A 25473-nucleotide genomic window follows, 5' to 3' on the forward strand; every position below is an offset into this window, starting at 1 on the left:
ATGTTTTCAGGGCGAATAGGAAGCTTGGCTTTCCTAAAAACGGGCTTGTTTCGTGAAAAGGGCTGCAAAAAAAGATACCTGTTAAGGTATCTTTTAAAGAAGCATATTTAATAAAAGAGCAAAGCCGAATGCAATAAATGATAATAATGTCTCAAGTACAGTCCACGTTTTAAACGTTTCCTTCACTGTTAATCCTAAATACTCTTTTACAAGCCAAAAGCCTGCATCATTTACATGAGAAAACATTAATGATCCTGCCCCTGTTGCTATAACGAGCAATTCTAAATTCACACCAGACATGTGCTGAATAACCGGTGAAACAATTCCTGCTGCTGTCGTTAATGCTACTGTAGCTGAACCTGTTGCAATTCGGATTAACCCCGCTACCATGAACGCTAAGACGATTGGTGATAATGAAATATGTTCTGCCATTTGAGCGATGGCTGTTCCAACACCACTTTCAATTAATATTTGCTTAAATCCACCACCTGCGCCGATAATTAAAATAATTGAACCGACTGGTAATAAACTTTCATCTGTTAATTTTTTTATCATCTTTTTATTGATTCCTTGTTTTATGCCAAGCAAATAAAATGCTGCGAAACATGAAATTAGTAAAGCGATTACTGGGCTTCCAATAAAGATTAAAAATTCCGTCATTTCTTTCGGTAATGAAATATATGGTGCGACTACCGATAAAATCATTAAAACTACTGGTAATAAAATGATAAAGAATGAAACTTTACGACTTGGCAAATCAGTAGATACTGTTGTAACACGAACAAGTTCTGGTTCATTTTCAGGTATAACTCGCTTATGTACCCACTTTGCAAATACAGGCCCTGCGATAATGGCTGTTGGTAATGCGATAATTAATGAATACAATAGTACCTTTCCTAAGTTCGCATTATAAATACCAATTGCTGTCATTGCACCTGGATGCGGAGGCACTAAGCCATGTACAATCGATAATCCGGCAATAACAGGTAACGCAATTAACAATATATTTTGTTTCGTTGTTTTTCGAATTGAAATAACAAGTGGTAATAAAATGACGATTCCCACTTCAAAAAAAACTGGAATCCCTATAACAAATCCGGCGAATAACATTGCCCAAGGTAATTTTTTCACCCCGAAGAATCGAATGAAGAAATCTGCTACTTGCATGCCAGCTCCTGAATCAGACATCATTTTCCCTAAAATTGTTCCGAGAGCCAAAATACCAACTAAATGCCCTAGTACACTACCAACACCAGTTTCATAGGCAGTAACAATTTTGGTCAAGTTCAACCCAGACATAATAGCTAAAAATAGACTAGCAACTGTTAAACTAATAAACGCATGCCATTTCCACCATGATACCCCTAAAATAACAATTGCGATCGCAATTAACGTGACGATTAATAAGTATATATCCATATCCCATTCCCCTTCGATATGAAATTTTTTTACAAAAAAAGAGGGAATTGGTCCCTCTTCACTTTTTACACATCATAATTTACAACGTAATGCTGCATTTCCGTATTATAGTAGCCTTCGCTATATTCAATTACTTCGCCAACTTCATCGTAAGAATAGCGCATACGTTTTAATAACACTGTCCCTTCTGTTTCATCTAACGCTTCTGCAACGAAATTAGGCGCAAGTCCAACAGCGAATTCATCTCTAAAGTTTTCTAAATGTATACCTCGGTCCTCGACTAAATCGTAAAGCGATTGTAGGTCGAAGTCCGATAAATCTGTACTTGCCATTCGTGCTGAGAAATAGTGCGTATAATGAATGTACGGCGCATCATTTAACGTATATAAGCGCTCAATACGAAAACTCTCCTTACCGAATAATCGAAATGGCACTGTTCCTTCTTCATTATGAACTACCTCTGCCTTTAACAATTTCTTTTGTACTTTATATCCTTCTTCCACTAACACTTCAGTAAATTTCTTACCCTTTGACAGTTTTGTCGCAGAAGTATTACGGATGACTTTCGTTCCTTTACCGCTTTTCTTCTCTAAATACCCTTCTTGAACGAGCTCTTTAATTGCATTTCGCACTGTAATTTTACTCACTTTGAACTCTTCTTCTAACTGCGGTTCAGAAGGGATATTCGTATGAATCGCATATACACCATGCAATATTCGATCACGAATAATATTTTTTATTTGTAAATATAATGGTCCTCTTCTTCTCGTTACGTTCACCGTTACACCCACTACCTTTCTACATCACCTACTGATGCCGTCATTGCCCGAAGTATATCCTTCTCTGATGACATTGGCGTATCACCGACGATTGTATGTGCAAGCATTCCAGCTGCTGACGCAAATGAAACAGCTTTCTCTGGTGCAAACTCTTCTATCTCGCCATGAATAATCCCGCTCGTATAAGCATCTCCAGCACCTATTCTATCATATACAGAAAACGTAAGTGTTTTAGCAAAAGTGAACGCACCATCTTTACATATGAATCCGCGAAGTGAGTGTGTGTTATCACTATTAATAGATCGATGAGTACCAGCAATTGTAGCGATATGATATATTTCAGCCACTTTTGGAATAAGGTCAACAAGTTGTGCCTCTCGCTCTGTCTCTTCTGTTTTCATTCCAAGAACGAACATTGCATCTTTTTCGTTCATCATTACAATATCAGCTAGCTCTAGCATTTCTTCATAATGCGGTTTTGCCTGTTTATATCCATCTTCTCCCCAAAGCGATGGACGATAGTTACAATCGAAAACGACAGTGCCTCCATTTTCTTTAACTGCCTTCGCCAAAGATTTCATATGATGACGCACAGTATCATTCATCGCAAGGGTAATCCCGCAAAAATGAACGATATCAATTTCTTTTGCGATTTCTTCAAATTGGTACATCTCTTCACATGCCGTATTGAAACTACTTTCTAATCGGTTCGAATATGTAACGCGGCTTGCGCGTGCTCCAAATCCATTTTCTAAAAAATACATTCCAACATATTTACCGCCTCTTGAAATAAACGGTGCTTGAATCCCTAGTTTTTGAATGTGCGATACCGCTGCATCTCCAACTGAGTTTTCAGGTAAAGTTGAAATAAGAAAACCTTCATGCCCTAGATGAGAAAGTGCGGCTGCAACGTTCACACCTGTGCCTGAAAATGAGTAATTTAATGTGTTTGCTTGCGACAGCAATTCATACCCTGACACTTGCAGGCGCATCATTACTTCACCAAATGCTGCAATTTTCTTACGCATATTGATCAACTAACTTCTTCACGACTGCTAATAATTCACGAACATCTTCTGTTTTCGTATTACCAGTTTCTTTATGAATAATAGAAGAGTACACATGCGGGATAACTTGCTCTACGTTTGCTTCTAATGCAATGCGTACAATTGTTTCAAAGTTCTCTTTATCAATTCCGCCCGTTGGCTCTAATGCGAATCCTTCTTCCGCACAAGCTTTCGCAACTGCGCGATATTCTTCTTCATGAGCTAAACCTTTCATTGGGAAGTACTTCAATGAATTTCCGCCCATATCACGTACAAGTGCGATTGCTGTTTTAATTGGAACGATTGCTTTTTCCTCTCCAGCCGCACTAATTGGACCAGTAGAAATATTTACGTAACCTACTTTTCCTGTTGGTGATACTAAACTATTAATCCAGCTATCTTTTCCGCCAAGATTTGCGCGCGTTGCTCCAACTGAAGGGAACACTTGGTTAATATGACTACCAGGATAATGCTTCGCAATTTCAGCTACAACTGCTGCTTGACGATTATCTCCTGCTCCTAGTCCAATTGATACAGCGTCTTCAATTTCTTTTCCGTATGCTTTCATCGCTGTAACTGCTTCTTCTACTGTTGGATAATCTTTTGATAACACACCAACTACTACATAACCTTCTGCTGCTTCAAAAATATCTTTCGCATTTCGGGTATTGTTCGCTAATACATTTAATGCTACGCGGCCTTTATAAAAACGTTTTTGAATGTTTGTCATTTTAGTTTCCCCCTACAATTTCTCTCATTTTTTCTTCAATTACATGTATGTCATCACCTTGAAGCGGACGTGGATCGATATCAAAGAATCCTTGTCTTACTCCGTAATCACGTGTGTAAATTGCAATTTCCCCGCCGCGTAATTCAGTCACAACGTCTTTTGCCGATTTATTTAACTCTTTCTCGTTAATATGAATACGTGCTCTAAAGATTGCTCTTCCCGCTTCATCTTGAACGATCGTTACATTTACACCATTTAACTCTTTCAGTGGCATAAGTACTTGTAGCAATTCTTTTTCTTGTTCACTCTTATCTACTTTTACTCCGTACTCATCAAGAGCTTGAAGTAAACCGAAAGTCGTCTCTTTCCCAACTTTCATACTTCGTCCGATGCAATGTAACTGCACTTTCAGCCATTCAATATATTTTCGTTTACCGCCGACAATACCGGAAGTAGGTCCTTCAATTGCCTTTGAACCGCTATAAATGGCCAGGTCTGAATACTTCACATATTTTTGAATATCTTCTTCAGCTGCCGCATCGACGATAAGTGGGATGTTATTTCGCTGCGCTACTTCCCACGCTTCTTCAACAGAAATCATATTTTTTTGCACTGCATGATGGGATTTCACATAAAGAATCGCTGCTGTATTTTCACCGATTGCATCTTCAATATGCTCTGCTTTCCCTTCATTTGCGTAACCGACTTCAACTAACTTACCTCCGCCTAAATACACCATCGTTTCAACAGGAGCACCGTATTGAACGTTATGACCTTTCAGCATAATTACTTCGTTTTTCGCGATTACTTCTTGATGAAGTCTTTCACTTTTACGACGATTTCCTTCTGTCACAATTGCTGCGATAGAAAGTGCGATTCCGCTCGACGCTGAATTTACAACGGCTGCTGCCTCTGAATCTAAAATGCTAGCAATATGGTCTCCTGCTTTATCTACTAAATCTGCAATTTCTACATAATTTTGTCCACCATACTTCATCGCATCCATTACCGTATCTGTAGGAGCAGATACACCTAGAATACTCATTCTACCGCTCGCATTAATAACTCTTTTTAATCCATACTTAGCATTCAATGAATGACCCATTAATTACAACCCCTTTTGTATCAATTCTTCTTTCAGCAATGCCCTGATCCCCTTCTGAATCAATTAACGTAACCTTCTCATCTTTAACCGTAAACAAAGTTAAGTTTGCCATATCTCCTTCTTGAATGCGGCCAAGCTCTGGTTTCTTAAGCCATTTTGCTGCATTTTTCGTAACCGCATCAATTACTTCTTCTAGCGGATAACCTAAGTAAAGGAATTTCGAAAGAACGTTAGCCATACTGTAAACTGGACCATGTATACGATTCTTCCGGTAAATATCTGTACTAATAGTATTAAGCGCAATACCATAACGCTTCGCTGCTTCTGCTACTTTAAAAGAAAAACTAGCATTACCATGCCCAACATCTAAATGAATACCACGTTCCACTGCATCTAACAACACAGGTAGCGGTTTGCCTTCTTCATCAAATAAATTATTTTCTTTCCCGTTTAAGTAATGTGTAATTACATCATCTTTTTCTAAAAGAGGTACAACTTCCTCTATACGTGGAGGCGCTGAACCGATATGTACCATAATCGGCAATGATGTTTCGCGAGATAAAGAGCGCGCCACATGTAGCGGTTCAATTCCGCTGTCACACACGACACTTTTACTCATTCTCGCTTTTAACCCAACGATTACATCTTTATACTTTTCTACTGCTTCTATTACTTTCTCTTTATCGATCCATTCCATATTGGATAATTCATCAATTCGTTTCAAACCGATGCGAGAAATATTTAAAAAGGCAAATAAATTCGTTTTCGCCTGCTCTCTACTTAATACTAAATCTGCAATACGATCAGCTCCGCAGCTACCCGCATCAACAATTGTCGTTACCCCTTGCTTAACGCCAATTTCATCCACCTCATCGCCATACGGATCAAACTCTGGAAAAGCATGAACGTGCAAATCAATCCAACCACTCGATACGTAAGTACCAGAGTAATCAAGAACCTTTCCACCCTCGCCAGCACCAGCTTTCGTCACCTGTGCGATTTTATTATTTTCAATTACAATGTCAATCTCTTCCCCGTTCACACGTCTCACATTACGTAGTACGAATCGTTCTGTCATTGTATTTCCACCCTTTTCTATAAGAAGCCATAAGAATACGCTTACATTAAAGTTTCATTTTATATCTCTTTCACACGTTTAGCGTAACATAAAAAAAGGGAGAAGTAAATATAACGTTATAATGTTTAATTGTAAATAAAAAAGGGCTCCCAAAAATATTGATAGTACGGCAAAGAACGGCAATTCCCTCTTTATATAATAAAAGACTGTCCCAAATGGCACAGCCTTTTTCCCTATTCCTGAACCGTCACAATAACCCCATCCATATTGTTCCCAGAAATTTCATACTGCTTATTTGCTGGGACGTTCACTTTCATATTCCCAGAAACTTTATAATAAGAAACAGTATATTTCTTACCTTCTACTTCAGTCGAAATCTCTTTTTCCTCTTTTAAGAAATCTAAATATTCCTCTAGCGTGAAATTCTTTTTTTGCATAATTGCGCTATGAGGTAGGCCGACATAACGGATGTGCCATGGCTCATATTGAATTCCAGTAATGTTACTTTTATTTTTCGGATAACGTAATACAAAGCCATGCTTCCATACGTTCTCTTCAATCCATTTTCCTTCAGCGGCTTTCTCCATTTTCTTTTGAGTAGACCCAACGTCCAGTGATAAGCCTAAATTATGCTCACTGTATCCTGCTGGAAGCGCATAATCAGATCCCATTTTTTCATATAGCTGTTTTTGCTCTTGGAAATCTCTATAACCACTACTAATCAAAAAATGGTTAACACTTTCTTTTCCAGCCGCATCGACAACGTTCAAAAACTTTTTCACAACATCCTTTGATAAACGAAGATTTCTATCAAATATTACATAGCCTCTCACTAATTCACTATTATGATTTAAATTTATAATATCAGACCTAATACTATCTTTTTTAACTGGGTAATCTTTGTTAACTAATAATAAATCGCCCTTATAAATTTGTTCCTTTGTAATCTCTTTCCTCTCGGTGTTTGCCGCCTTTACTAGCTCATCTTTTCCGACAATTTTAACGTCGATTTCCTTTTGAAATAACGGTGATATATAAAAGCCTACACATACTGTGCATGCTATAAAAAGAGAAATAAATACCCACTTTTTCATTTCTAGTTCCTCCTCAACGTAACTTACGTATAGAATAGAAAAAACTATTAAAATAAAAAGTGGGGTAAAGTTTAAATTTTTATTAAATTGTTACATTCTCGTCTTTTGGCAATCGCACTTCAAATATTGTTCTAACTACATTACTTTCAGCCGAAATCTTCCCATCATGCTGTTCAACAATATTTTTCGCAATAAATAGCCCAAGGCCTGTACCACCTTGCTGCTCTGATCTTGCCTTATCACCTGTATAAAACATATCAAAAAGATACGGTAAATCTTCTTCTGGAATGCTATCTCCGTAATTAATAACTTGTACAACTACCTCTTCACTCTCAATATATCCGTTCACATCAACAAACTTTCCATCATACCCATAGCGAATCGCATTCGTTAAAAGATTTTCAAATACTCGAGCTAATAATTTCCCGTCACCGTTAATAGGTAAATGAGGATCCATATTCAATCTCGCCTCCAAATCCTTTTTTTCTAATAACGGATACAACTCCTCATCTAACTGTATGATCAATTCACTTATATCAATTGGTCTTTTTTCAAGCTGCAACATCCCATAATTCATTCTCGTAATTTCAAATAATTCATCAATCAAACTTTCCAGTCTTTCGGATTTCGTAAAAGCAATTGTGGAAAAATGTTTAATTTGTTCCTTCGTCAAATTCTCATCTTTAAGAATTAAATCTAAATAACCTAAAACGGATGTTAACGGCGTTCTTAAATCGTGAGCTAAGTTAACAATAAGCTGGTCCTTACTACTTTCCGCGAAGTCTCCTCGCTCCATTGCTTCCTTTAATTTCTCACTCGCTACATTCATTTCGCTTGCGATATATCCAAACTCATCATTTGATGAAACGCGCACTTGATTTGTAAAATCGCCGTTCGCCAAATGATGAATTCCATTTGAAATCTCATCAAAATATTTTACATAAGGCCTAGTAAGAAAGAAGAAAAACATAATGGACAGAGGGATGAAAATAATTAAAAAGAAATTAACATCTCCAATTTGTCTTACCATGGAACGAAATTGAGCTAACGGATCCTCATAGCGAACGACTAATTTATAATAAATCCTTAATCCTTCATAAATGAAATACGTTATGCCAGCAGCTAATATCATACTTAACGAAAATAGCATAACCATCTTCGAGCGAAAACTTCTCATCTTTTTAGCCATTGAAAGTATACCCTACTCCCCACACTGTTTTTATTAACTTATCCTTTCTTTTATCTTCCCCAAGTTTTTTCCGCAATGTGCGAATATGTACCATAACTGTATTTCCGCTTTCATAATAATCATCTGCCCATACTTGCTGAAAAATATTTTCCACATTGTACACTTTCTTCGGATGACTCGCTAATAAATATAAAATATCAAACTCTTTCGGTGTTAACTCAATTTGCTCTCCATACACGTTCACTGTTCTTCGCTCAGGATCAATAACGACTCCCCCTACCTCTAAAGCAGATTTATTCTCTGCTACTTTCGGCTGATTTAACGTAAGAAATCGGCGTAATTGTGCATTTACACGTGCGACTAATTCAATCGGTGTAAAAGGTTTCGTCATATAATCATCTGCACCTAATACAAGACCTGTCACCTTATCAAAATCAGATGTTTTCGCGCTTAAAAAAATGATTGGCATATGATGCTTCACGCGAATTTGACGCGTCACTTCATACCCATCCATTTTTGGCATCATAATATCTAAAACCACTAAGTCGATTGGCTGCGTTTCAATAATATGAACGGCCTCTTCCCCATCCGCTGCCTTCACAACGTGGTACCCTTCTTTTTCTAAATGTATCTCAATTAAATCAGCAATTTCTGCCTCATCATCCACTATTAAAATTGAAATGCGCTTCATTTTACTCCCCCTTTTTATACGATCGATTGTAAACTAGTCTATCCAATTTGTACAATACGAAAAGGTTACCCGTTAGAGTAACCTTGGTAAATAAAATTATATCGGCGATTTTCTAAATATATCGACCGCAACTTGAATTATATCGGCGATTTCTCAATTATATCGACCGTAACTCGAATTATATCAGCGATTATTGAAATATATCGACTTACCGACAATCAACGACGAAATTCGCCCGCTATTTTAAAGACTCAGCCTACCGCTCCAAAACAATCCGCTGTTTCGTGATTTCTGCTAGTCTCCCGCGATCCACCTCATACTCAGCATCAACGCTTTGCGGAACCATTACTTTCCCGCCTTCAAGCATCACTTCCGGTGAAATAATATCGTTCTCCCAATGTCTACTAGAGGCAGATATATCGCCAGGAATCGTAAAGTTCGGCAATGAGGCGAGAGCAACATTTTGCGCTCGTGAAATCCCCATCTCTACCATACCGCCGCACCACACGGGTATATTATGCTCCATGCAGTAATCATGAATTTGAATGGATTCTGTTAATCCGCCCACTCGCCCTGGTTTAATGTTAACGATTTGGCAACTGCCAAGTGTAATCGCAACACGCGCGTCTTCTAAACTATGGATGCTTTCGTCTAAACAAATCGGTGTCTCAATTTTCTTTTGTAGTTGTGCATGATCAAGAAAATCGTAATCCGCTAACGGTTGCTCAATCATCATTAATTGAAATTCATCTAATCGTTTCAATTTCTCTGTATCCGCTAATGTATAAGCTGAATTCGCATCAGCCATTAATGGGATGTTCGGAAACTCTTTGCGAATTTCTTTCAGTAATTCGTAATCATGATCTGGCTTTATTTTCACTTTAAAACGCTCGTATCCTTCTTCCGCATACTTCTCGATTTGTTTTAGCATAACCGGAATCGTATTGATCCCGATTACAACGCCGACCTCAATTTCAGACTTCGTTCCACCAAGCAATGTCGCTAATGACTTCTTTTGTCGCTTCGCATATAAATCCCAAACAGCACCTTCAATTCCGGCCTTTGCCATTCGGTTTCTCTTTATATGCTGGAACAAACCAGGTATTTCATTCGGATGAGAAATCTCCACCTTTAATAAATCCGGTATTAAAAAATCCTGTAGCACATGCAGCGCTGTCTTCACTGTTTCTTCCGTATACCATGGCTCAGAGAATGCAACGACTTCGCCAAATCCAATGTGCCCGTCTGTATCTTCTAATTCAATGACGATACTCTCACGCTTTTCGTAAGTCCCGTAGCTCGCAGCAAACGGGATTACGAGTGGCATTTCCGTTATATGAAGTGTCGCTTTTTTTATCTCCACTTACATCTCCTCCACTAATTGTCTTAACTCTCGTCTTAACAATTTTTTCGAAGCATTTCGTGGTAATTCCTCTAAGAAGCACGCTTTCTTCGGTACTTTATATTTCGCTAATTTCTCCTCGCAAAAATGAAGAATTTCTTCTTCTGTTACCTCTCCACTTTTCACAACAAAAGCAGCTGGTACTTGCCCCCAACGTTTGTCCTTCATACCGACAACACCAGCCTCTGCTACCGCCGGATGAGAGAGCAACACTTCTTCAATTTGAGCCGGATATATATTCTCTCCGCCAGAAATAATTAAATCACTGCGGCGATCTAATACGTATAAAAATGCTTCTTCATCTAAATAACCGAGGTCACCAGTATGAAGCCATCCGTTTTGAATTGTTTCGCGCGTCGCATCTTCACGGTTAAAGTAACCGCCTGTTACGTTTGGTCCTTTTACTACGATTTCGCCTTCCCCAAACGGCGGCACTATGACGCCATCTTTTTCAATACGAAGTTGACATTGAAATAGTGGTTTTCCAGCTGATCCTACTTTCGTTAACATGTAATCTGCGGATAACGTACAAATTTGTGATGATGTTTCTGTCATACCGTACGTTTGATACACAGGGATTCCTTTATCTACACACGTTTCTAATAACGGTTTCGGCGCTGGTCCTCCGCCAAGTAACATGCATCGTAAAGAAGATGGATATGTTCCTTCTCCAAGTCTCTCTAATAAATCAGTTAACATTTTTGATACGACTGAAATAATCGTTACGCCTCTCGTTTGAAGTGCTTTATGAATAAAATCGGCATCATATTTCGGAACGAGTAAAATGCGCATTCCGTACATAATATTTTTCATTAAAAGAGATAGCCCGCCAACGTGGAACATCGGCATACAAGCTAACCAACAATCATCATCGCGAAGCCCTAAGTTAAGCGAAGAACCGACTGCACTTGCCCAGTGATTGCCGTACGTTAAAATAACGCCTTTCGGTTTCCCTGTCGTCCCAGACGTATAAATAATTGTCATCGCTTCTTCTAAAGAGAATTCTTCTTGTATAGAGGCTTCTGCCTTTGGCCCATTCATCACTTCAGTGAACGAATAGACAGGAACACCCTTAGCCTCAAAATCTTGATCCGTCACTAAACAAACAACTTCAGCATCATCCATTTGCCAAAGTAGCTCTTCTCTTGAAAGACGCGTATTTAAAAGCACAGCTACTGCACCTACGTAAGATAGGGCGTGAATAACTGAAATCATCTCCATACCATTTTTCATCAGAACAGCCACCTTTTGCCCCTGCTTCACTCCAACGTGTGAAAGCTGTTCACAAACAGATACTACTTTTTCATGCAGCTGCACGAAAGTAACCTTCTCCTCTTCAATTTCAATTGCAGTACGATCAGGTGTTAAAAATGCACGTTGCATTAACCAATTAGGCATCGTCTCCATCATTCATTCTCCTTTCATGAAAGAAAGAGACTTGATATGACATCAAGTCTCTTAGTTGTTTTGTTTCCGGTTTGATCTCATCTAACTGCGCCTCTACGTCAGGAGTTCCAACGCCCTCTTGTTCTAAGCAAGCCGCTTCCGCTTTTGATCAAGGGAAACGAGGGAATTGACCGAAGTCGGGACTGCGTTTTTCTTTGAACGCGTCGCGGCCTTCTTTTGCTTCGTCAGTTGTGTAGTACAATAACGTTGCGTCTCCAGCTAGTTGTTGAATACCAGCTAGACCGTCTGTGTCTGCGTTGAATGCAGCTTTTAGGAAACGAAGTGCCATTGGGCTGTTTGCTAAAATTTCTTGTGCCCATTGTACTGTTTCTGCTTCAAGTTCTTCTAATGGTACTACTGTGTTTACTAAGCCCATGTCAAGCGCTTCCTGTGCATTGTATTGACGGCATAGGTACCAAATTTCGCGAGCTTTCTTGTGACCTACCATACGAGCTAAGTAACCAGCTCCGTATCCACCGTCAAAGCTTCCTACTTTAGGACCTGTTTGTCCGAATACAGCGTTGTCTGCAGCGATTGTTAAGTCACATACGATATGAAGTACGTGTCCACCACCGATTGCATAACCTGCTACCATTGCGATAACTGGTTTAGGAATTGCGCGAATTAGACGTTGTAAGTCTAATACGTTTAAACGAGGGATTTGGTCATCACCTACATATCCACCATGACCGCGAACTTTTTGGTCGCCGCCAGAACAGAATGCACGTCCACCTTCACCTGTTAAAATGATAACGCCAACATTTGCATCATCACGAGCGTGTGCAAAAGCATTGATTAACTCCATTACCGTTTTTGGACGGAATGCGTTATGTACTTCAGGGCGGTTAATCGAAATCTTTGCGATACCATTGTATGTTGAATAAATAATATCTTCGTAATCGCCTTCTGTTACCCATTCAATAGCCATTACTATTACCTCCTTGTATATTTCTGATCTCCTCTATAAGTGCAACTTCCTTCTTAGATGAAAAAAGCATCACTGCATAGTTTTTAGAAATCCCTTTACTATTGTATCAAACTTTTCCGGTTGTTCCACATGAATTGCATGACCAGCGCCATCAATTTTGACAAATTTCGCATGAGGGATGCATTTTTCAATGTTTTTTAATATGCAAAAGAACTTTTTATCATGCTCTCCATTTATTAAAAGAACAGGCATTTTTAAGTTTTGCAGCTCGTTCCACCATGAAGGCTGAGTCCCTGTTCCCATGCCGCGTAAGCTATTTGCAAGCCCTTTTGGCTTATTAGCAAGTCGTTCTTTTCGCACTGCTTCTTGTACGTTTTTTGCTAAACTTTTTTGCGTTTCAAACAGCAGAATATTTTCCCACATTGATACAAAGCTTTTAATGCCTTCTCGCTCAATTTTATGAGCTAGTCGCTCATCTTTTTCACAACGTTCTTCCCGCTCATCTTCACTTTTGAGCCCAGCTGTACAATTTTCTAATAAAAGAGAATGTACATACTCTGGATATAGGCATGCCATCGTAATCGCCAGCCTACCGCCCATTGAATAGCCAAGTATGTGCGCTTTTTCAATATGAAGATGATTCAGTAGTTCCTTCATTTGCAGTGCCACATTTTGAATATCATAATGCGTCACATCTTCAGGACTTTCCGTTTTCCCGTGTCCAACAATGTCTACTAGAATGACTTGAAACTGCTCACTCCAAGAAGGAATAAAAGATCGCCACGTTTCCATGCTTCCCGTAAAACCATGAAGAAGTAGAAGTGGTTCCCCGCTTCCGACTACTTCATATTCATACGATACACCTTGCAGCGTTACGTTCATTTTGATTCACCTTGCAAAGATGTAGTGATAACGTCCTGCGTTTTTGCCCATAATGTACGGTGTAATGTTAAGTTTTCATCACGGTTCGTACAAATTTCTACAACGTGTAAACCTGCCGTCGTTGTTCCCTTTTGTACCTCTTCTCGGAATTGCTCCCAACCATTTACACGGCTAAATGAACCGCCGTACATTTTGACAACATGCTCGTAATCAAGTCCAATTGGCGTTCCAAATAATGATTCGAAATGTTCCTTTTTCTCATATTGTGGTAAGAATGAGAAAATACCGCCACCATCATTGTTTACAACGACAATCGTTATATTTAATTCATGTAATTTTGCAGCTAATAATCCGTTTAAATCGTGATAAAATGATAAATCACCAATAACTAATACGAGCGGATCGCAAATAATACTCGCTCCTAAAGCTGTTGAAATGATTCCATCAATCCCGTTTACACCACGGTTTGCCATCACTTGAATATTTTTATCCGATGTGAAGAAGAATGAATCTGTATCACGAATTGGCATACTATTACTCGCAAATAATGTTGCCCCTTCTGGTAATACGTGGACGATATCCGTAATAACTTTCCCTTCAAATGCAGTTTCATATGTTTCCATTTCACGAAGCGTTTCCTTCGTTTTTTCGTTTATATGTTGCCACATTCCGAACCAATCATTCTTTTTCATAGCTGGTATTTTTTCTATTAGTGCCCTGCAAAATGCAATATCACTTGCCTGTACAACTTCTGTCGCAACGAGAGCTGGGTCTCTCCATTGGCCAGATTCTTCAACAACGATATGAACGGCTTTCGTCTGTTTTTTAATGAACTGTGTTAATGCTTTCGAAACAGGCATACCACCAAAGCGAATCATAACTTCTGGCTTCCACGTTTCTTTTAACAATTCATTTCGTAAAAATGTATCGTAACAGTCGATTACCATCGCTTTATCGTGGTGTCCGCTACGAATATTAGAAAGTGGATCCGCTAATATTGGATATCCCGTTTTTTCAGCTAGTTCTGCCGCAAACGCTGCGATTTCCGAATGACTATCATCTCCACAAATAATAAGCCCCTTTTCCATATGTGAAAGGCGCCCTACAAGAGAATCTACATATTCACTCGGCATCATCACGTTCCCTTGCTGAACTACTCCTGTATATTCCCCGCGTCCTTTATCCCATAAACTTTCTAATGAGAAATCTGGAATAAGCGGCTCACGAACTGGAAAATTAAGATGAACAGGTCCTTGCGGCGCTAGAAGTGCACTTGCTATCGTGCGCTGCGTCGTCATGCGGGCATAATGATACATCGCTTCACTCGCTTCTGGAAGTGCCATCTCTGTAAATTGCTTCACAAATGTACCGTATAAATTGAATTGATTCATCGCTTGTGGTGCACCAACATCTCTTAATTCATGCGGTCTATCTGCCGTTAAGACGATAAGCGGCACTCTTGAATGAAAAGCTTCACATACAGCTGGATAATAGTTCGCCGCTGCCGTTCCTGACGTACATAATAGTGCAACAGGTCGTTTTTTTGCTTTTGCAATACCAAGCGCAAAAAATCCTGCTGATCTTTCGTCTACATGTAAATATGTTTTCATTCCTTCATGTTGTTCCATTAGTAAGGCAATCGGCGTTGACCGTGAGCCAGGACTAATGACAACATCACATACATTTAGACGCGTCAGTTCATCCACGAACGCGCCTAAATAATATGATAATGCTTCTATATGATTGTTCATTTCATTAATTCCTCCAAAGCACCAAGCATCGGTCTAAACTTCAAACTTGTTTCTTCATATTCAAGCTGCGCTACTGAATCAATTACGATACCGCAGCCGGCAAATAAGGATGCTTTCTCGCCATTTAATAATCCGCAGCGAAGTGCAACCGCAAATTCACCATTTCCTTCATCATCTATAAAGCCAATTGGTGCACCATACAATCCTCTATCCAAAAGCTCTACATCACGGATCAATTTCAATGCCTCATGACGAGGTGTACCACCAAGAGCTGGCGTTGGATGCAATTCTTCTACCATCGCTAAAAGACTTGTATCACCTTTCGCTTCTACTGGTGTATATAAATGGATTAAGTTTTTCGTTGTTAATAAGCCTGGGCTTTCCGGAATATTAACAGATTCACAATGCTCACTTAGCACACCTCGAATCATATTAACTACATAACCGTGTTCAGCCAAATTCTTTTCATCATGAAGAAGCGTCTCACCATTTTGTTTACTTTCTTCTATAGAATTACCATGACCAATTGAACCCGCAAGGCACATCGATGTAAACTTCTCGCCTTCTTTTCGAATCAATCGCTCAGGTGTCGCCCCTAAGAAGCATGCTCCTTTATAATCAAAAGAAAATACGTAACAATCCGGTTGCCCAATGCGAAGCGCTTCTAAAACAAGAGCGGAATCAATATGCTGATCCATCGTCAATTTTAGCTCCCTTGCTAATACAACCTTCTGCACGTTCCCTTGCTTCATTTCATCCTGCACTTTTCCAATCGCATTCATCCAGCCCTTCGGATCAACTTCTACTTTCGAAGTAGTTGTTAGTTTGTCTCCTTCTAGTGCACATTTACTCTCTTGTAAAATTCTCTCTTCTAAAGAAATAATTTCGTTAGAAAGAGTTTCTGCACAATCTTCAGCTGAAACGAACTTATTAATGGTTAACCACGCTTTTTCATTTTTTACAGTTAATAAAAATGCTGGTAGTGAAAATGTGGTATCCTCAAATTCTTTCCAAAGATCTGTTTTTTCTTTTTCTTGGTCAAATGAAAATCCACCAAATAAAAGAGGGCCTGTTCCAAATTCGTATCCTTCTCTTTGTACAAATGCTTTCTCTTTTACTTTATCCCACTCGTCACCAGCAGTTTGAAAGCGTTTGTGAGAAGAGTTTGCTATAGTGAAAACAGAGCCAATTCCAGCAAATATTACATGCTGAGCTGGGTCTGCAAAATAACATCTATTTTCGAATGCAATCCTTTTTCCTGCTGCATAAAACAGAAGTGGATCCATCCATTCTATTTGTTTTGCAAAACTAACTAATATTTTTTCATCAGTCGCACGCTTAATGGCTGCAACAAAAACTTCTTGTAAGCCTTTTTGTTTCGTTTGAATCACAATTGTCTCCCCCCTATGGGCGAAAAATAGTCATAATTACGCTTGATTTTAAGATACACCTCAAACGAAAGGCCTGTCAACGTTTAGCATTTCTGAGAAATTCACCTTCTCTTCCTAGAAAATAAACGTTGACACTAAATGATGCTTTTTCTACACTTAATTGTGTACAATATGTGACCTAAGGAGGATTCAACATGGAAATGAACGTCGAAACGAATTCCTCTCCTACGGCGCCAAAGCCAAGTAAACAAACAGGCTGGCGCATTTGGTGGAGTTTATTACGTCCCCATACATTAACAGCAGCTTTCGTTCCTGTTTTCATCGGAACAGCGTATGCGATGCAGGTCGGAGGTATAAATCAAATACATCTCCCTCTTTTCCTTATAATGCTTCTTGCTTGTCTTCTCATTCAAGCAGCAACAAACATGTTTAATGAATACTTTGATTATAAAAGAGGACTCGATCACGAAGGTTCAGTTGGTATCGGCGGCGCTATCGTTCGCGATGGCATTCAGCCTAAAACAGTACTTAACTTAGCATTTGGATTTTTCGGCATCGCAATACTATTAGGCGTTTATATTTGTATGAATTCTAGCTGGTGGCTTGCTGCAATCGGTCTTGTTTGTATGGCCGTTGCTTACCTTTATACAGGTGGCCCACTTCCAATTGCATATACACCATTTGGAGAATTAACAGCCGGATTATTTATGGGTGTCATTATTATTGGGATTTCATTCTTTATTCAAACTGGAACTGTAACATCAGAAGTCATTTTACTATCTATTCCTAGCTCCATTTTAATTGGTGCCATTTTACTAGCTAATAACATTCGTGACTTGGATGGCGATAAAGAAAACGGTCGTAAAACGTTAGCAATTCTCGTTGGACGTGAAAGAGCCGTTGGTGTACTTGCTTCTATGTTCATCGTTTCCTATATTTGGACAATTGCTTTAATTATCGTGGGCATCGTATCACCATGGATGCTTATCGTATTTTTAAGTGCACCGAAAGCATTTAAAGCGACGAAAGGCTTTATCGGCAAAAGCATTCCAATGGAAATGGTACCTGCTATGATTGCAACAGCAAAAACAAATACAATTTTCGGTCTCCTAATGGGAATCGGATTATTACTTGGATATTTCCTTTAGAAAGGAGCTGCTGACGCGGCTCCTTTTTCATATACCAATTTCAGCTCATAATTCCTACTCTCAACGCTCATACTATGTAAAGAAACTGAATTGTAGGAAGGTGGACGACTATGTTAACTCCACAACAAATAAATCAATTTAAATCTATTTTAGAAAAACAACAGCAAGAAGTTGAACAAACAATACAAACTCATGAGAATACAGATCGTGCTTCTGAACGTGATTCAGTGGGAGAATTGTCTAGCTATGACAACCATCCAGGTGATATGGCTACAGAATTGTACGAACGTGAGAAAGATTTCGGGCTCATCGAATTTTGGCATAAACAACTAGAAGATACGAAACATGCCCTACAAAAAATTGAGGCTGGTACGTACGGTATTTGCGAAGTGTCTGGTGAGGAAATTCCGTTCGAAAGATTAGAAGCGATGCCGACTGCTACAACGTGTATACAGCACACTACAAATAAATTGGATATGAACACGCGACCAGTTGAAGAAGAGGTGTTGGCTCCTTCGTTTCATAAGCACGACGAAGATCATTCTGTAGAGTACGATGCTGAAGATGCATGGCAAGACGTCGCAAATTACGGAACGTCTGAAACTCCATCTGATTTAGAAAGACAGGATTCCAAAAACTATAATGGTATGTACGTAAATAGTGAAGAGAATGTAGGCTTCGTTGAGGATTTTGAAAACTTTATTGGTACGGATATGTATGGTAAAAACCCACAAGTTTTCGCTACAGAGGAACATGAAGAATATGAGCAAATGCTTGATGACTTTGAAGAACGTACTTTTAAAGGTGAATTATCTTCAAATGAATCTAGCTCCAAAGAATAAAAAAAGCATTCCGAAATTCGGAATGCTTTTTATCATTAGCTAATTAGTTTTTTGTAACGTTAGCTGCTTGTGGTCCGCGGTTGCCTTCAACGATTTCGAAAGAAACTTCTTGACCTTCTTCTAAAGTTTTGAATCCTTCGCCTTGAATAGCTGAGAAATGTACGAATACGTCTTCTCCGCCTTCAACTTCGATGAAACCGAAACCTTTTTCGCCGTTAAACCATTTAACTTTACCTGTTTGCATGTCATGTACCTCCTAAATAAAAATGAAACTATGAATCCACATGAAAAGGTGGATATAAAGGACATGAATGTATAACAAGCTTACAGCCTTTAATTCAACGTGCTTTATTTCCGTACCACATTATGTAGCTCAATAGTGACTTCACTATATCACGCTCAATCCAAAACGTCAAATGAGAACACTTTCACTCCAGCGTTTTTTATAATCCTAGTATAACCATAAATTCCTATTCTATTTTACTTTTATTTGAAAATTAACAAAACTACAGTTTTCTAATCTCGTTAAATTCTGTACAATAATGATTATCTATTACATTGAGGTGAAGAAAATGAAGGCACATGAAATCGAATATAAATTATATGGCGATGATATGCAGTTCGTTGAAATTGAATTGGACCCAGAAGAAAGTGTTATTGCTGAAGCTGGCGCAATGATGATGATGGAAGATCATATTGAAATGGAAACAATCTTCGGCGATGGTTCAGGACCATCTGGCGGCTTATTTGGAAAATTAATGGGCGCTGGTAAACGTCTCGTTACAGGTGAAAGCATGTTTATGACTGTATTCACAAATACAGGTCATGGCAAACGCCACGTATCATTCGCCGCTCCGTATCCAGGAAAAATTATTCCTGTTGATTTAACAGAGTATCAAGGAAAAGTCGTTTGTCAAAAAGACGCCTTTCTTTGTGCTGCAAAAGGTGTTTCTATCGGAATCGAGTTTACAAAGAAAATTGGAACTGGTTTCTTCGGTGGTGAAGGTTTCATCATGCAGAAACTTGAAGGTGACGGACTTGCTTTCATGCACGCAGGTGGAACAGTATATAAACGTGAATTGAAACCTGGTGAAAAACTTCGCATTGATACAGGTTGTCTCGTTGCAATGACAAAAGACGTTAACTATGATGTTGAATTCGTTGGAAAAGTAAAAACAGCTCTATTTGGCGGTGAAGGTTTATTCTTCGCAACATTAGAAGGTCCTGGAACTGTTTGGATTCAGTCTTTAACACTTAGTCGCTTAGCAGCACGCCTTACAAGCCCAGCAGCTCAAAGTAGCGGTGAAGGCAGCGTTTTAGGCGGACTTGGTCGCCTTTTAGATGGGAAAGAATAAATAGTGTCCTTCTAGGGCCATAGCCATCAACTTAAGAGAATGAATAAAATTAAAGCACCCTTTCATAGTACTGCATGAAAGGGTGTTTTAATTTTCGTCTACAAACAACAACACGTTGGTTGAGAAGTTACGCATACTAGGTGAAGAATTCCGAAATAAATTTTCCGAATCATCAGTCCATGAGATTAGATAATATCTCCAGACATAATACTGTCCTCGTTTTTTCTCCATTTTGGTTCACCCCGCATTATTTAGATGAAATCTGCCTTAAACTAACGGGGCAGGGTAGTTTGATAAGGTAATATTTGGATCAAGATAGATATAAGTAGAAAAATTAATAACACGGGGGATTTTTTTGAAAAAAATATTGGGGATGTAGATTTTTTTAAAAAGTAGTAAAAAGACTTTGCAACAAATAAATTAATAAGGTTTACTTCAGTAAAATAAGGTATATTATATTTGTTGAATAGATTCTCTTTAAAGACAAGAAAAGTAGGTGAACAAAGTGGGAAAATATCAATTGGATTACAAAAGTCAGGTAGCTGTGGCAAAGTTTCATGAAAAACAGACGCCTGCCAAATTTGATAAAAAGCAGCAACTTGAAAAATTGCGTGCGGAGTATTTGAAAAAGAAGCAAAAACAAACAGATAAATAACATGTTACATTTCCCCTAATTTTCTGTATATGATGCAAACAAACACAAGAAAATAGGTAAGTTATTCATTGTTCAAATATATACAGGCTATTTTTTCAAACCTCTTACTTAATGAACTAAAAAAGTCGATTCCTTGAGATAGAAATCGGCTTTTTTATTTAGGTGGACTATACAAACCATTTTTAACCATATAACATTCCATTGCTTCATTAAGCCATAACTCTTCTTCCTCTGTATAAGGAGAGGGCATCATCTTATTATATTGTTCTTCTATATCATCTACTTCTTCACTTAAAGAATACATCGTTTCTTCTCCGACATACTTAAGGGTTGCCTTCATATGCTGATCGACAAGCGTTTGTACTTCTGGATCATCAACATGTTTTCCAAATAGCCTTTTTACTTCTTTTGATAAGCGCACAAACTCTTTATCTAGCGCTACCATCTCTTCTTCAGGCTTATTATATAATCCATCAACCAGTTCCTTCGGTATATATTCTTCCAGCCATAAGCGTTGTTCGTTTTCTTTTTGGATACTGTTAATTAGACTCATTAATATGCTACTATCTACCTGCTCTTCTTCTTCAAGACATATTATCGTTCTTTCAATCGCTTTTATCGAAACTTCAATTTGTTTTTTCTTTTCTTCAAAAGCTTCTCTTTGGTTTTGCAATGTTTCTTTTAAACTTATATTCAAATTTTTCACATTGAGCATGACACGAATTTCTTCTAAACTATATCCTAATACTTTAAGACTCACTATTTTTTGGAATGCTAATATATCTCTATCTTTATATACACGGTGTCCTGAACTCATATTTTTTTCAGGTTTAAGCAATCCAATTTCATCGTAATATTGTAGTGTCCGTATTGATGTGCCTGTTCTCTTTGAAAACTCACCAATTGAATAACCTTTCTTTTTGCTCATCCTACACTCCTCCTAACAATATGTTTACAAAAATCATACTCCCTCACGTAACTGTAGGTTCAAGCCTTTTTTCAAAAAGAATGAATCAAGTCCCTCACTGCATATATTGAACTATACCTTTTCTTAAGGAGGGCTTTCTTGATGCGTACTCCTTTATCCTTTGATAAAGATACTGCCATACTGTTAGCATCTTGCTGCGATCTAACGTATGAACAATATAAACAAAATGGGATTTTTGAAATACCTGATGGATTCCAATATGTACAAGGCTTTCAAGGAAAAGTGATTCAAACAATGGAATGGTTTGGATTCATATTAGAATCTGAAGATACAATTATTGTAGCTTTTAGGGGTACACAAACAGATACAGACTGGATTATCGATTCACTCGTCAACCAAAGACCATACCCATACGCTTTAAATAGTGGAAATGTCCATAACGGCTTCCTTTCCATTTATGAATCTTGCCGAGATTCTATTATGGATATGCTCGTATCATTACCAGCCCATAAAAAACTTCTTGCAACAGGTCATAGCTTAGGAGGGGCACTCGCTACATTACACATACTAGATGCACGTATAAATACTGCCTTCTCACAGTACGGTCTTTATACATTTGCCTCTCCAAAAGTTGGAGATATCACCTTTCGAAATTATTATAAACTGCAAGTAGCTAGTAGCTTTCGTTTCGTCAACTTATTCGATGTCGTTCCACTTCTCCCTCCCCGAAACATAAATTTTAATGATCGTGATTGGGAATATGCACACGTTCATCACAACATGACATTTACGAAAAATACAAAATCCATTATAAATAATCATTCCATTACAACATACAAAACATGTCTGACTTCTCATTTTTAACCAGTAAACAATTGGAAATTAAATATCCTCATACTATAATAATATATGAAATTACTTTTGGATGAGGGGACCTTACATGTTAAAATTTATCTTTGCACTTTTTCTTATTGCACTTTTTACGGTTACAGGTTTCTTTACATTTTCATACTTTGCGACAGGAGAATATGATGGAACGGGTATAATATATACCGCTATCCCATTTCTTTCTTAAGCAAAATAAGTAAAACGAGCTTAATCTCATTAAGCTCGTTTTATTTTTCTAAGCAATCATATTCCTGTTTTAAAAGTGAATAAATAAAGGCCCCTTCAAAAGAGGCTTTTATCTAAAACAGTTTAACAGTATTACCAATTCCCCAAATTTCATTACTGTACTGCAAAATTGTTCGATCACTCGCAAAATGCCCAGATTGTGCAATGTTCAAAATTGACATTTCCAGCCATTTCCGCCTATTTTCATAGGCCCTACCGACAGCTTCTTGTCTTTCAGCATATGGGCTAAAATCTCGAAGAACGAAGTATTCATCGTTTTGAATAACGAGAGAATCATAAATCGCTTCAAATTCAGCTCCCGACTGTGCAAAGAAACCATTCGTTAACTGATCTACTACTTTTTTAATGTGCATATTATGGTGATAATAATCACTTGCACGATATCCACCATTTTGATAATAATGAAGAACCTCATCTGCCGTTAAGCCAAAAATAAAGCAGGCATCATCACCGACCCGGTCTTTTATTTCAATATTAGCTCCATCTAACGTTCCGAGTGTGATTGCACCATTCATCATGAATTTCATGTTACCTGTTCCCGATGCTTCTTTACTCGCAGTTGAAATTTGTTCACTTACATCTGCCGCCGGGAATATATCTTCAGCTAAAGAAACTCGGTAGTTTTCTAGAAAGATAACTTTCATAAACTGACTTACGTACGGATCGTTATTTACTTTTTTTGCAAGCTCATTTATTAATTTAATAATTTTTTTCGCATAATAATAGCCAGGTGATGCTTTCGCTCCAAAAATAAAAGTACGTGGGTAAAATGAAAAACTAGTATCCTCTTTTAAACGGTTATACAAGTATAAAATATGAAGAACATTTAATAATTGTCGTTTATAGGCATGTAGTCTTTTCACTTGCACATCAAAAATAGAATTTGGATCAATCATGATCCCCATTTTATTATGAATGCGCTCCGCTAAAATAATCTTACGCTCTTGTTTTACCCCTGCAAGCTTTTCTTGGAAACTAGCATCGTGTTGAAATGTTTGCAGCGCTTGAAGCTTAATCGGTTCCTTCTTCCACTCTGTTCCAATCGCTTCCGAAATAAGATCCGTCAGTTGCGGATTCGCCTTCATTAGCCAGCGCCTATGAGCAATTCCATTCGTTTTATTATTAAACTTATCTGGATAAAATTCATAGAACAATCGCATTTCACGCTGCTTTAAAATTTCTGTATGGATTTTCGCTACACCATTAACGCTATGGCTACCAACAATCGCTAAATGAGCCATTTTCACAAGGTCATGCGCAATAATGGCCATGTCCTCAATACGCTTCCAATCGTACGGATAACGGTCCCAAAGCTCATGACAGAAACGTTCATTAATTTCTTCAATAATCATATAAATTCTCGGTAATAACGGTTTAAAAATGTGAATTGGCCATTTCTCAAGCGCTTCTGATAACGTCGTATGATTCGTATAGGAAATCGTCTGCGTTGTTATGTGCCAAGCTTCTTCCCATGTCAATTTTTCTTCGTCTAATAAAATACGCATAAGTTCTGGAATTGCTAGAACCGGATGTGTATCGTTTATATGAATCGCGATTTTTTCATGTAACTGACGAAGACTACCGTGTCTCTCCTTATGCATACGAACGATATTTTGCAAACTTGCTGATACGAGGAAATACTGTTGTTTCAAACGAAGTATTTTCCCCTCATCATGCGTATCATCTGGATATAAAAACTCCGATACAGCCTCTGTTTCACGCTTATATTTCAAAATATCTTTACAATTTTGCGGGAAAGGAACTGGCTCCGCATTCCAAAGTCTAAGCGTATTTACAGTACTTGTTTCATACCCTACAACTGGTACGTCGTATGGTACTGCCATAATAACTTCTGCATTTGTATGCCTGAACTCTAAACGTCCATCAATTTCTAGCGGTTCAACGTTTCCAAAATAACTTACTTCTACAGCTTGATCATACCTTCTTACTTCCCAAACATTTTCATGAAGAAGCCACTGTTCTGGAAATTCTACTTGATAGCCATCAACAATTTTTTGATCAAACAGGCCATGCTTATAACGAATACCACAGCCATGTCCTGGTAAGTTTAAAGAAGCAAGCGAGTCGAGAAAACAGGCTGCTAATCGTCCAAGTCCACCATTTCCAAGTCCTGCATCTGCTTCAACCTCTTCTAACTCGTGCAAAGAAATCCCAAGTTCAGAAAGCCCCTTTTCACATACATCCCTGATACCTAAGTTTAATATGTTACTTCCAAGCAAACGCCCAAGTAAAAATTCAATGGATAAGTAATACATTTGCTTTTGGTCTCCAGACCGATAACTTTCATTCGTTGCAATCCATTGACTATTCATATACTCACGTACCATATGACCGAGCGTATTATACTGATCACGAGTTGTAGAATCTTTGAAACTTTTCCCATACATCGTTTCTAATTTTTCTAGAAAAGCGGATTTGAAGCTTTCAACATGAGTAAACATTTATTCACCACCTCAATG

24 protein-coding genes are annotated in these 25473 nt (G+C 38.2%); 6 read left to right on the forward strand and 18 right to left on the reverse strand.

Features of this window, described 5'->3' with window-relative positions:
• Positions 1–93 precede the first annotated feature (93 nt).
• From gntP to LUS72_RS24155, 15 genes are all read right to left on the reverse strand, one after another.
• A complete protein-coding gene (gntP, locus tag LUS72_RS24085; protein WP_097829530.1) occupies positions 94–1419 on the reverse strand; it encodes a gluconate permease GntP in 1326 nt (441 codons plus the stop codon).
• A 65-nt stretch (positions 1420–1484) separates the two neighbouring features.
• Positions 1485–2210, reverse strand: coding sequence for a GntR family transcriptional regulator (locus tag LUS72_RS24090; RefSeq protein WP_264448367.1), 726 nt, complete (start codon positions 2208–2210; stop codon positions 1485–1487).
• Positions 2210–3226: a sugar kinase gene (locus LUS72_RS24095; protein ID WP_264448368.1), complete on the reverse strand. Its 1017-nt coding sequence runs from the start codon at positions 3224–3226 to the stop codon at positions 2210–2212. Before LUS72_RS24095 ends, LUS72_RS24090 begins: the two co-directional genes overlap by 1 nt.
• A complete protein-coding gene (gene dagF / locus LUS72_RS24100; RefSeq protein ID WP_264448369.1) occupies positions 3219–3974 on the reverse strand; it encodes a 2-dehydro-3-deoxy-phosphogluconate aldolase in 756 nt (251 codons plus the stop codon). The genes LUS72_RS24095 and dagF overlap by 8 nt, the downstream gene beginning before the upstream one ends.
• A 1-nt stretch (position 3975) precedes the next feature.
• The gene (locus LUS72_RS24105) at positions 3976–5079 is read right to left on the reverse strand and encodes a DgaE family pyridoxal phosphate-dependent ammonia lyase (RefSeq protein WP_264448370.1); all 1104 of its coding nucleotides are present in this window, start codon (positions 5077–5079) and stop codon (positions 3976–3978) included.
• Positions 5057–6157, reverse strand: coding sequence for an amidohydrolase/deacetylase family metallohydrolase (locus LUS72_RS24110; protein ID WP_264448371.1), 1101 nt, complete (start codon positions 6155–6157; stop codon positions 5057–5059). The genes LUS72_RS24105 and LUS72_RS24110 overlap by 23 nt, the downstream gene beginning before the upstream one ends.
• 233 nt (positions 6158–6390) lie before the next feature.
• Entirely contained in the window at positions 6391–7251 is an 861-nt protein-coding gene (locus LUS72_RS24115) for a M15 family metallopeptidase (protein WP_097829524.1), read from the reverse strand.
• An 82-nt stretch (positions 7252–7333) separates the two neighbouring features.
• The gene (locus tag LUS72_RS24120) at positions 7334–8440 is read right to left on the reverse strand and encodes a sensor histidine kinase (protein WP_264448372.1); all 1107 of its coding nucleotides are present in this window, start codon (positions 8438–8440) and stop codon (positions 7334–7336) included.
• The gene (locus LUS72_RS24125) at positions 8433–9131 is read right to left on the reverse strand and encodes a response regulator transcription factor (RefSeq protein ID WP_097829522.1); all 699 of its coding nucleotides are present in this window, start codon (positions 9129–9131) and stop codon (positions 8433–8435) included. Before LUS72_RS24125 ends, LUS72_RS24120 begins: the two co-directional genes overlap by 8 nt.
• Positions 9132–9387: 256 nt before the next feature.
• Positions 9388–10494, reverse strand: coding sequence for an o-succinylbenzoate synthase (menC, locus tag LUS72_RS24130; protein ID WP_097829521.1), 1107 nt, complete (start codon positions 10492–10494; stop codon positions 9388–9390).
• Positions 10495–11940, reverse strand: coding sequence for an o-succinylbenzoate--CoA ligase (locus tag LUS72_RS24135; RefSeq protein WP_264448373.1), 1446 nt, complete (start codon positions 11938–11940; stop codon positions 10495–10497).
• Positions 11941–12088: 148 nt separating this feature from the next.
• The gene (gene menB / locus LUS72_RS24140; RefSeq protein ID WP_097829519.1) at positions 12089–12907 is read right to left on the reverse strand and encodes a 1,4-dihydroxy-2-naphthoyl-CoA synthase; all 819 of its coding nucleotides are present in this window, start codon (positions 12905–12907) and stop codon (positions 12089–12091) included.
• Positions 12908–12976: 69 nt separating this feature from the next.
• Positions 12977–13789 (reverse strand): 2-succinyl-6-hydroxy-2,4-cyclohexadiene-1-carboxylate synthase, encoded by an 813-nt coding sequence (gene menH, locus LUS72_RS24145; RefSeq protein WP_264448374.1) that lies wholly within the window; start codon positions 13787–13789, stop codon positions 12977–12979.
• Positions 13786–15540 carry a 2-succinyl-5-enolpyruvyl-6-hydroxy-3-cyclohexene-1-carboxylic-acid synthase gene (gene menD / locus LUS72_RS24150; protein ID WP_097829517.1) on the reverse strand — a complete coding sequence of 585 codons (1755 nt, stop codon included), beginning with the start codon at positions 15538–15540 and terminating at the stop codon, positions 13786–13788. Before menD ends, menH begins: the two co-directional genes overlap by 4 nt.
• Complete coding sequence (locus tag LUS72_RS24155) at positions 15537–16931, reverse strand: isochorismate synthase (protein ID WP_097829516.1); 1395 nt, start codon at positions 16929–16931, stop codon at positions 15537–15539. Before LUS72_RS24155 ends, menD begins: the two co-directional genes overlap by 4 nt.
• Positions 16932–17125: 194 nt before the next feature.
• Between LUS72_RS24155 and LUS72_RS24160 the strand changes: the two genes are divergently transcribed.
• Both LUS72_RS24160 and LUS72_RS24165 read left to right on the forward strand, forming a co-directional pair.
• Positions 17126–18079 carry a 1,4-dihydroxy-2-naphthoate polyprenyltransferase gene (locus LUS72_RS24160; protein WP_000425740.1) on the forward strand — a complete coding sequence of 318 codons (954 nt, stop codon included), beginning with the start codon at positions 17126–17128 and terminating at the stop codon, positions 18077–18079.
• Positions 18080–18189: 110 nt separating this feature from the next.
• The gene (locus tag LUS72_RS24165; RefSeq protein WP_000957359.1) at positions 18190–18921 is read left to right on the forward strand and encodes a yteA family sporulation protein; all 732 of its coding nucleotides are present in this window, start codon (positions 18190–18192) and stop codon (positions 18919–18921) included.
• 43 nt (positions 18922–18964) lie between these two features.
• On the opposite strand, the gene cspD is transcribed toward LUS72_RS24165, so the two are convergent.
• Entirely contained in the window at positions 18965–19165 is a 201-nt protein-coding gene (gene cspD / locus LUS72_RS24170; RefSeq protein ID WP_001193053.1) for a cold-shock protein CspD, read from the reverse strand.
• Between the two features lie 328 nt (positions 19166–19493).
• Between cspD and LUS72_RS24175 the strand changes: the two genes are divergently transcribed.
• Positions 19494–20276, forward strand: a complete 783-nt coding sequence (locus tag LUS72_RS24175) for a TIGR00266 family protein (protein ID WP_071770416.1) — start codon at positions 19494–19496, stop codon at positions 20274–20276.
• 505 nt (positions 20277–20781) lie between these two features.
• The gene (locus LUS72_RS24180; RefSeq protein ID WP_000521653.1) at positions 20782–20931 is read left to right on the forward strand and encodes a hypothetical protein; all 150 of its coding nucleotides are present in this window, start codon (positions 20782–20784) and stop codon (positions 20929–20931) included.
• A gap of 154 nt (positions 20932–21085) precedes the next feature.
• On the opposite strand, the gene LUS72_RS24185 is transcribed toward LUS72_RS24180, so the two are convergent.
• Positions 21086–21859 (reverse strand): MerR family transcriptional regulator, encoded by a 774-nt coding sequence (locus LUS72_RS24185; protein WP_098361807.1) that lies wholly within the window; start codon positions 21857–21859, stop codon positions 21086–21088.
• Between the two features lie 141 nt (positions 21860–22000).
• Here LUS72_RS24185 and LUS72_RS24190 point away from each other — a divergent pair, with 141 nt between their 5' ends.
• Together LUS72_RS24190 and LUS72_RS24195 are read left to right on the forward strand one after the other, a co-directional pair.
• Positions 22001–22723: a lipase family protein gene (locus LUS72_RS24190; RefSeq protein WP_097829514.1), complete on the forward strand. Its 723-nt coding sequence runs from the start codon at positions 22001–22003 to the stop codon at positions 22721–22723.
• Positions 22724–22799: 76 nt separating this feature from the next.
• Positions 22800–22934 (forward strand): hypothetical protein, encoded by a 135-nt coding sequence (locus LUS72_RS24195; RefSeq protein WP_097829513.1) that lies wholly within the window; start codon positions 22800–22802, stop codon positions 22932–22934.
• Between the two features lie 112 nt (positions 22935–23046).
• Here the strand turns inward: LUS72_RS24195 and glgP are convergent, their stop codons facing one another.
• A complete protein-coding gene (gene glgP, locus LUS72_RS24200) occupies positions 23047–25455 on the reverse strand; it encodes a glycogen phosphorylase (protein ID WP_264448375.1) in 2409 nt (802 codons plus the stop codon).
• Positions 25456–25473 lie beyond the last annotated feature (18 nt).

Origin of the sequence: Bacillus cereus (genome assembly GCF_025917685.1) — a bacterium.
Lineage (GTDB): Bacteria > Bacillota > Bacilli > Bacillales > Bacillaceae_G > Bacillus_A > Bacillus_A cereus_AT.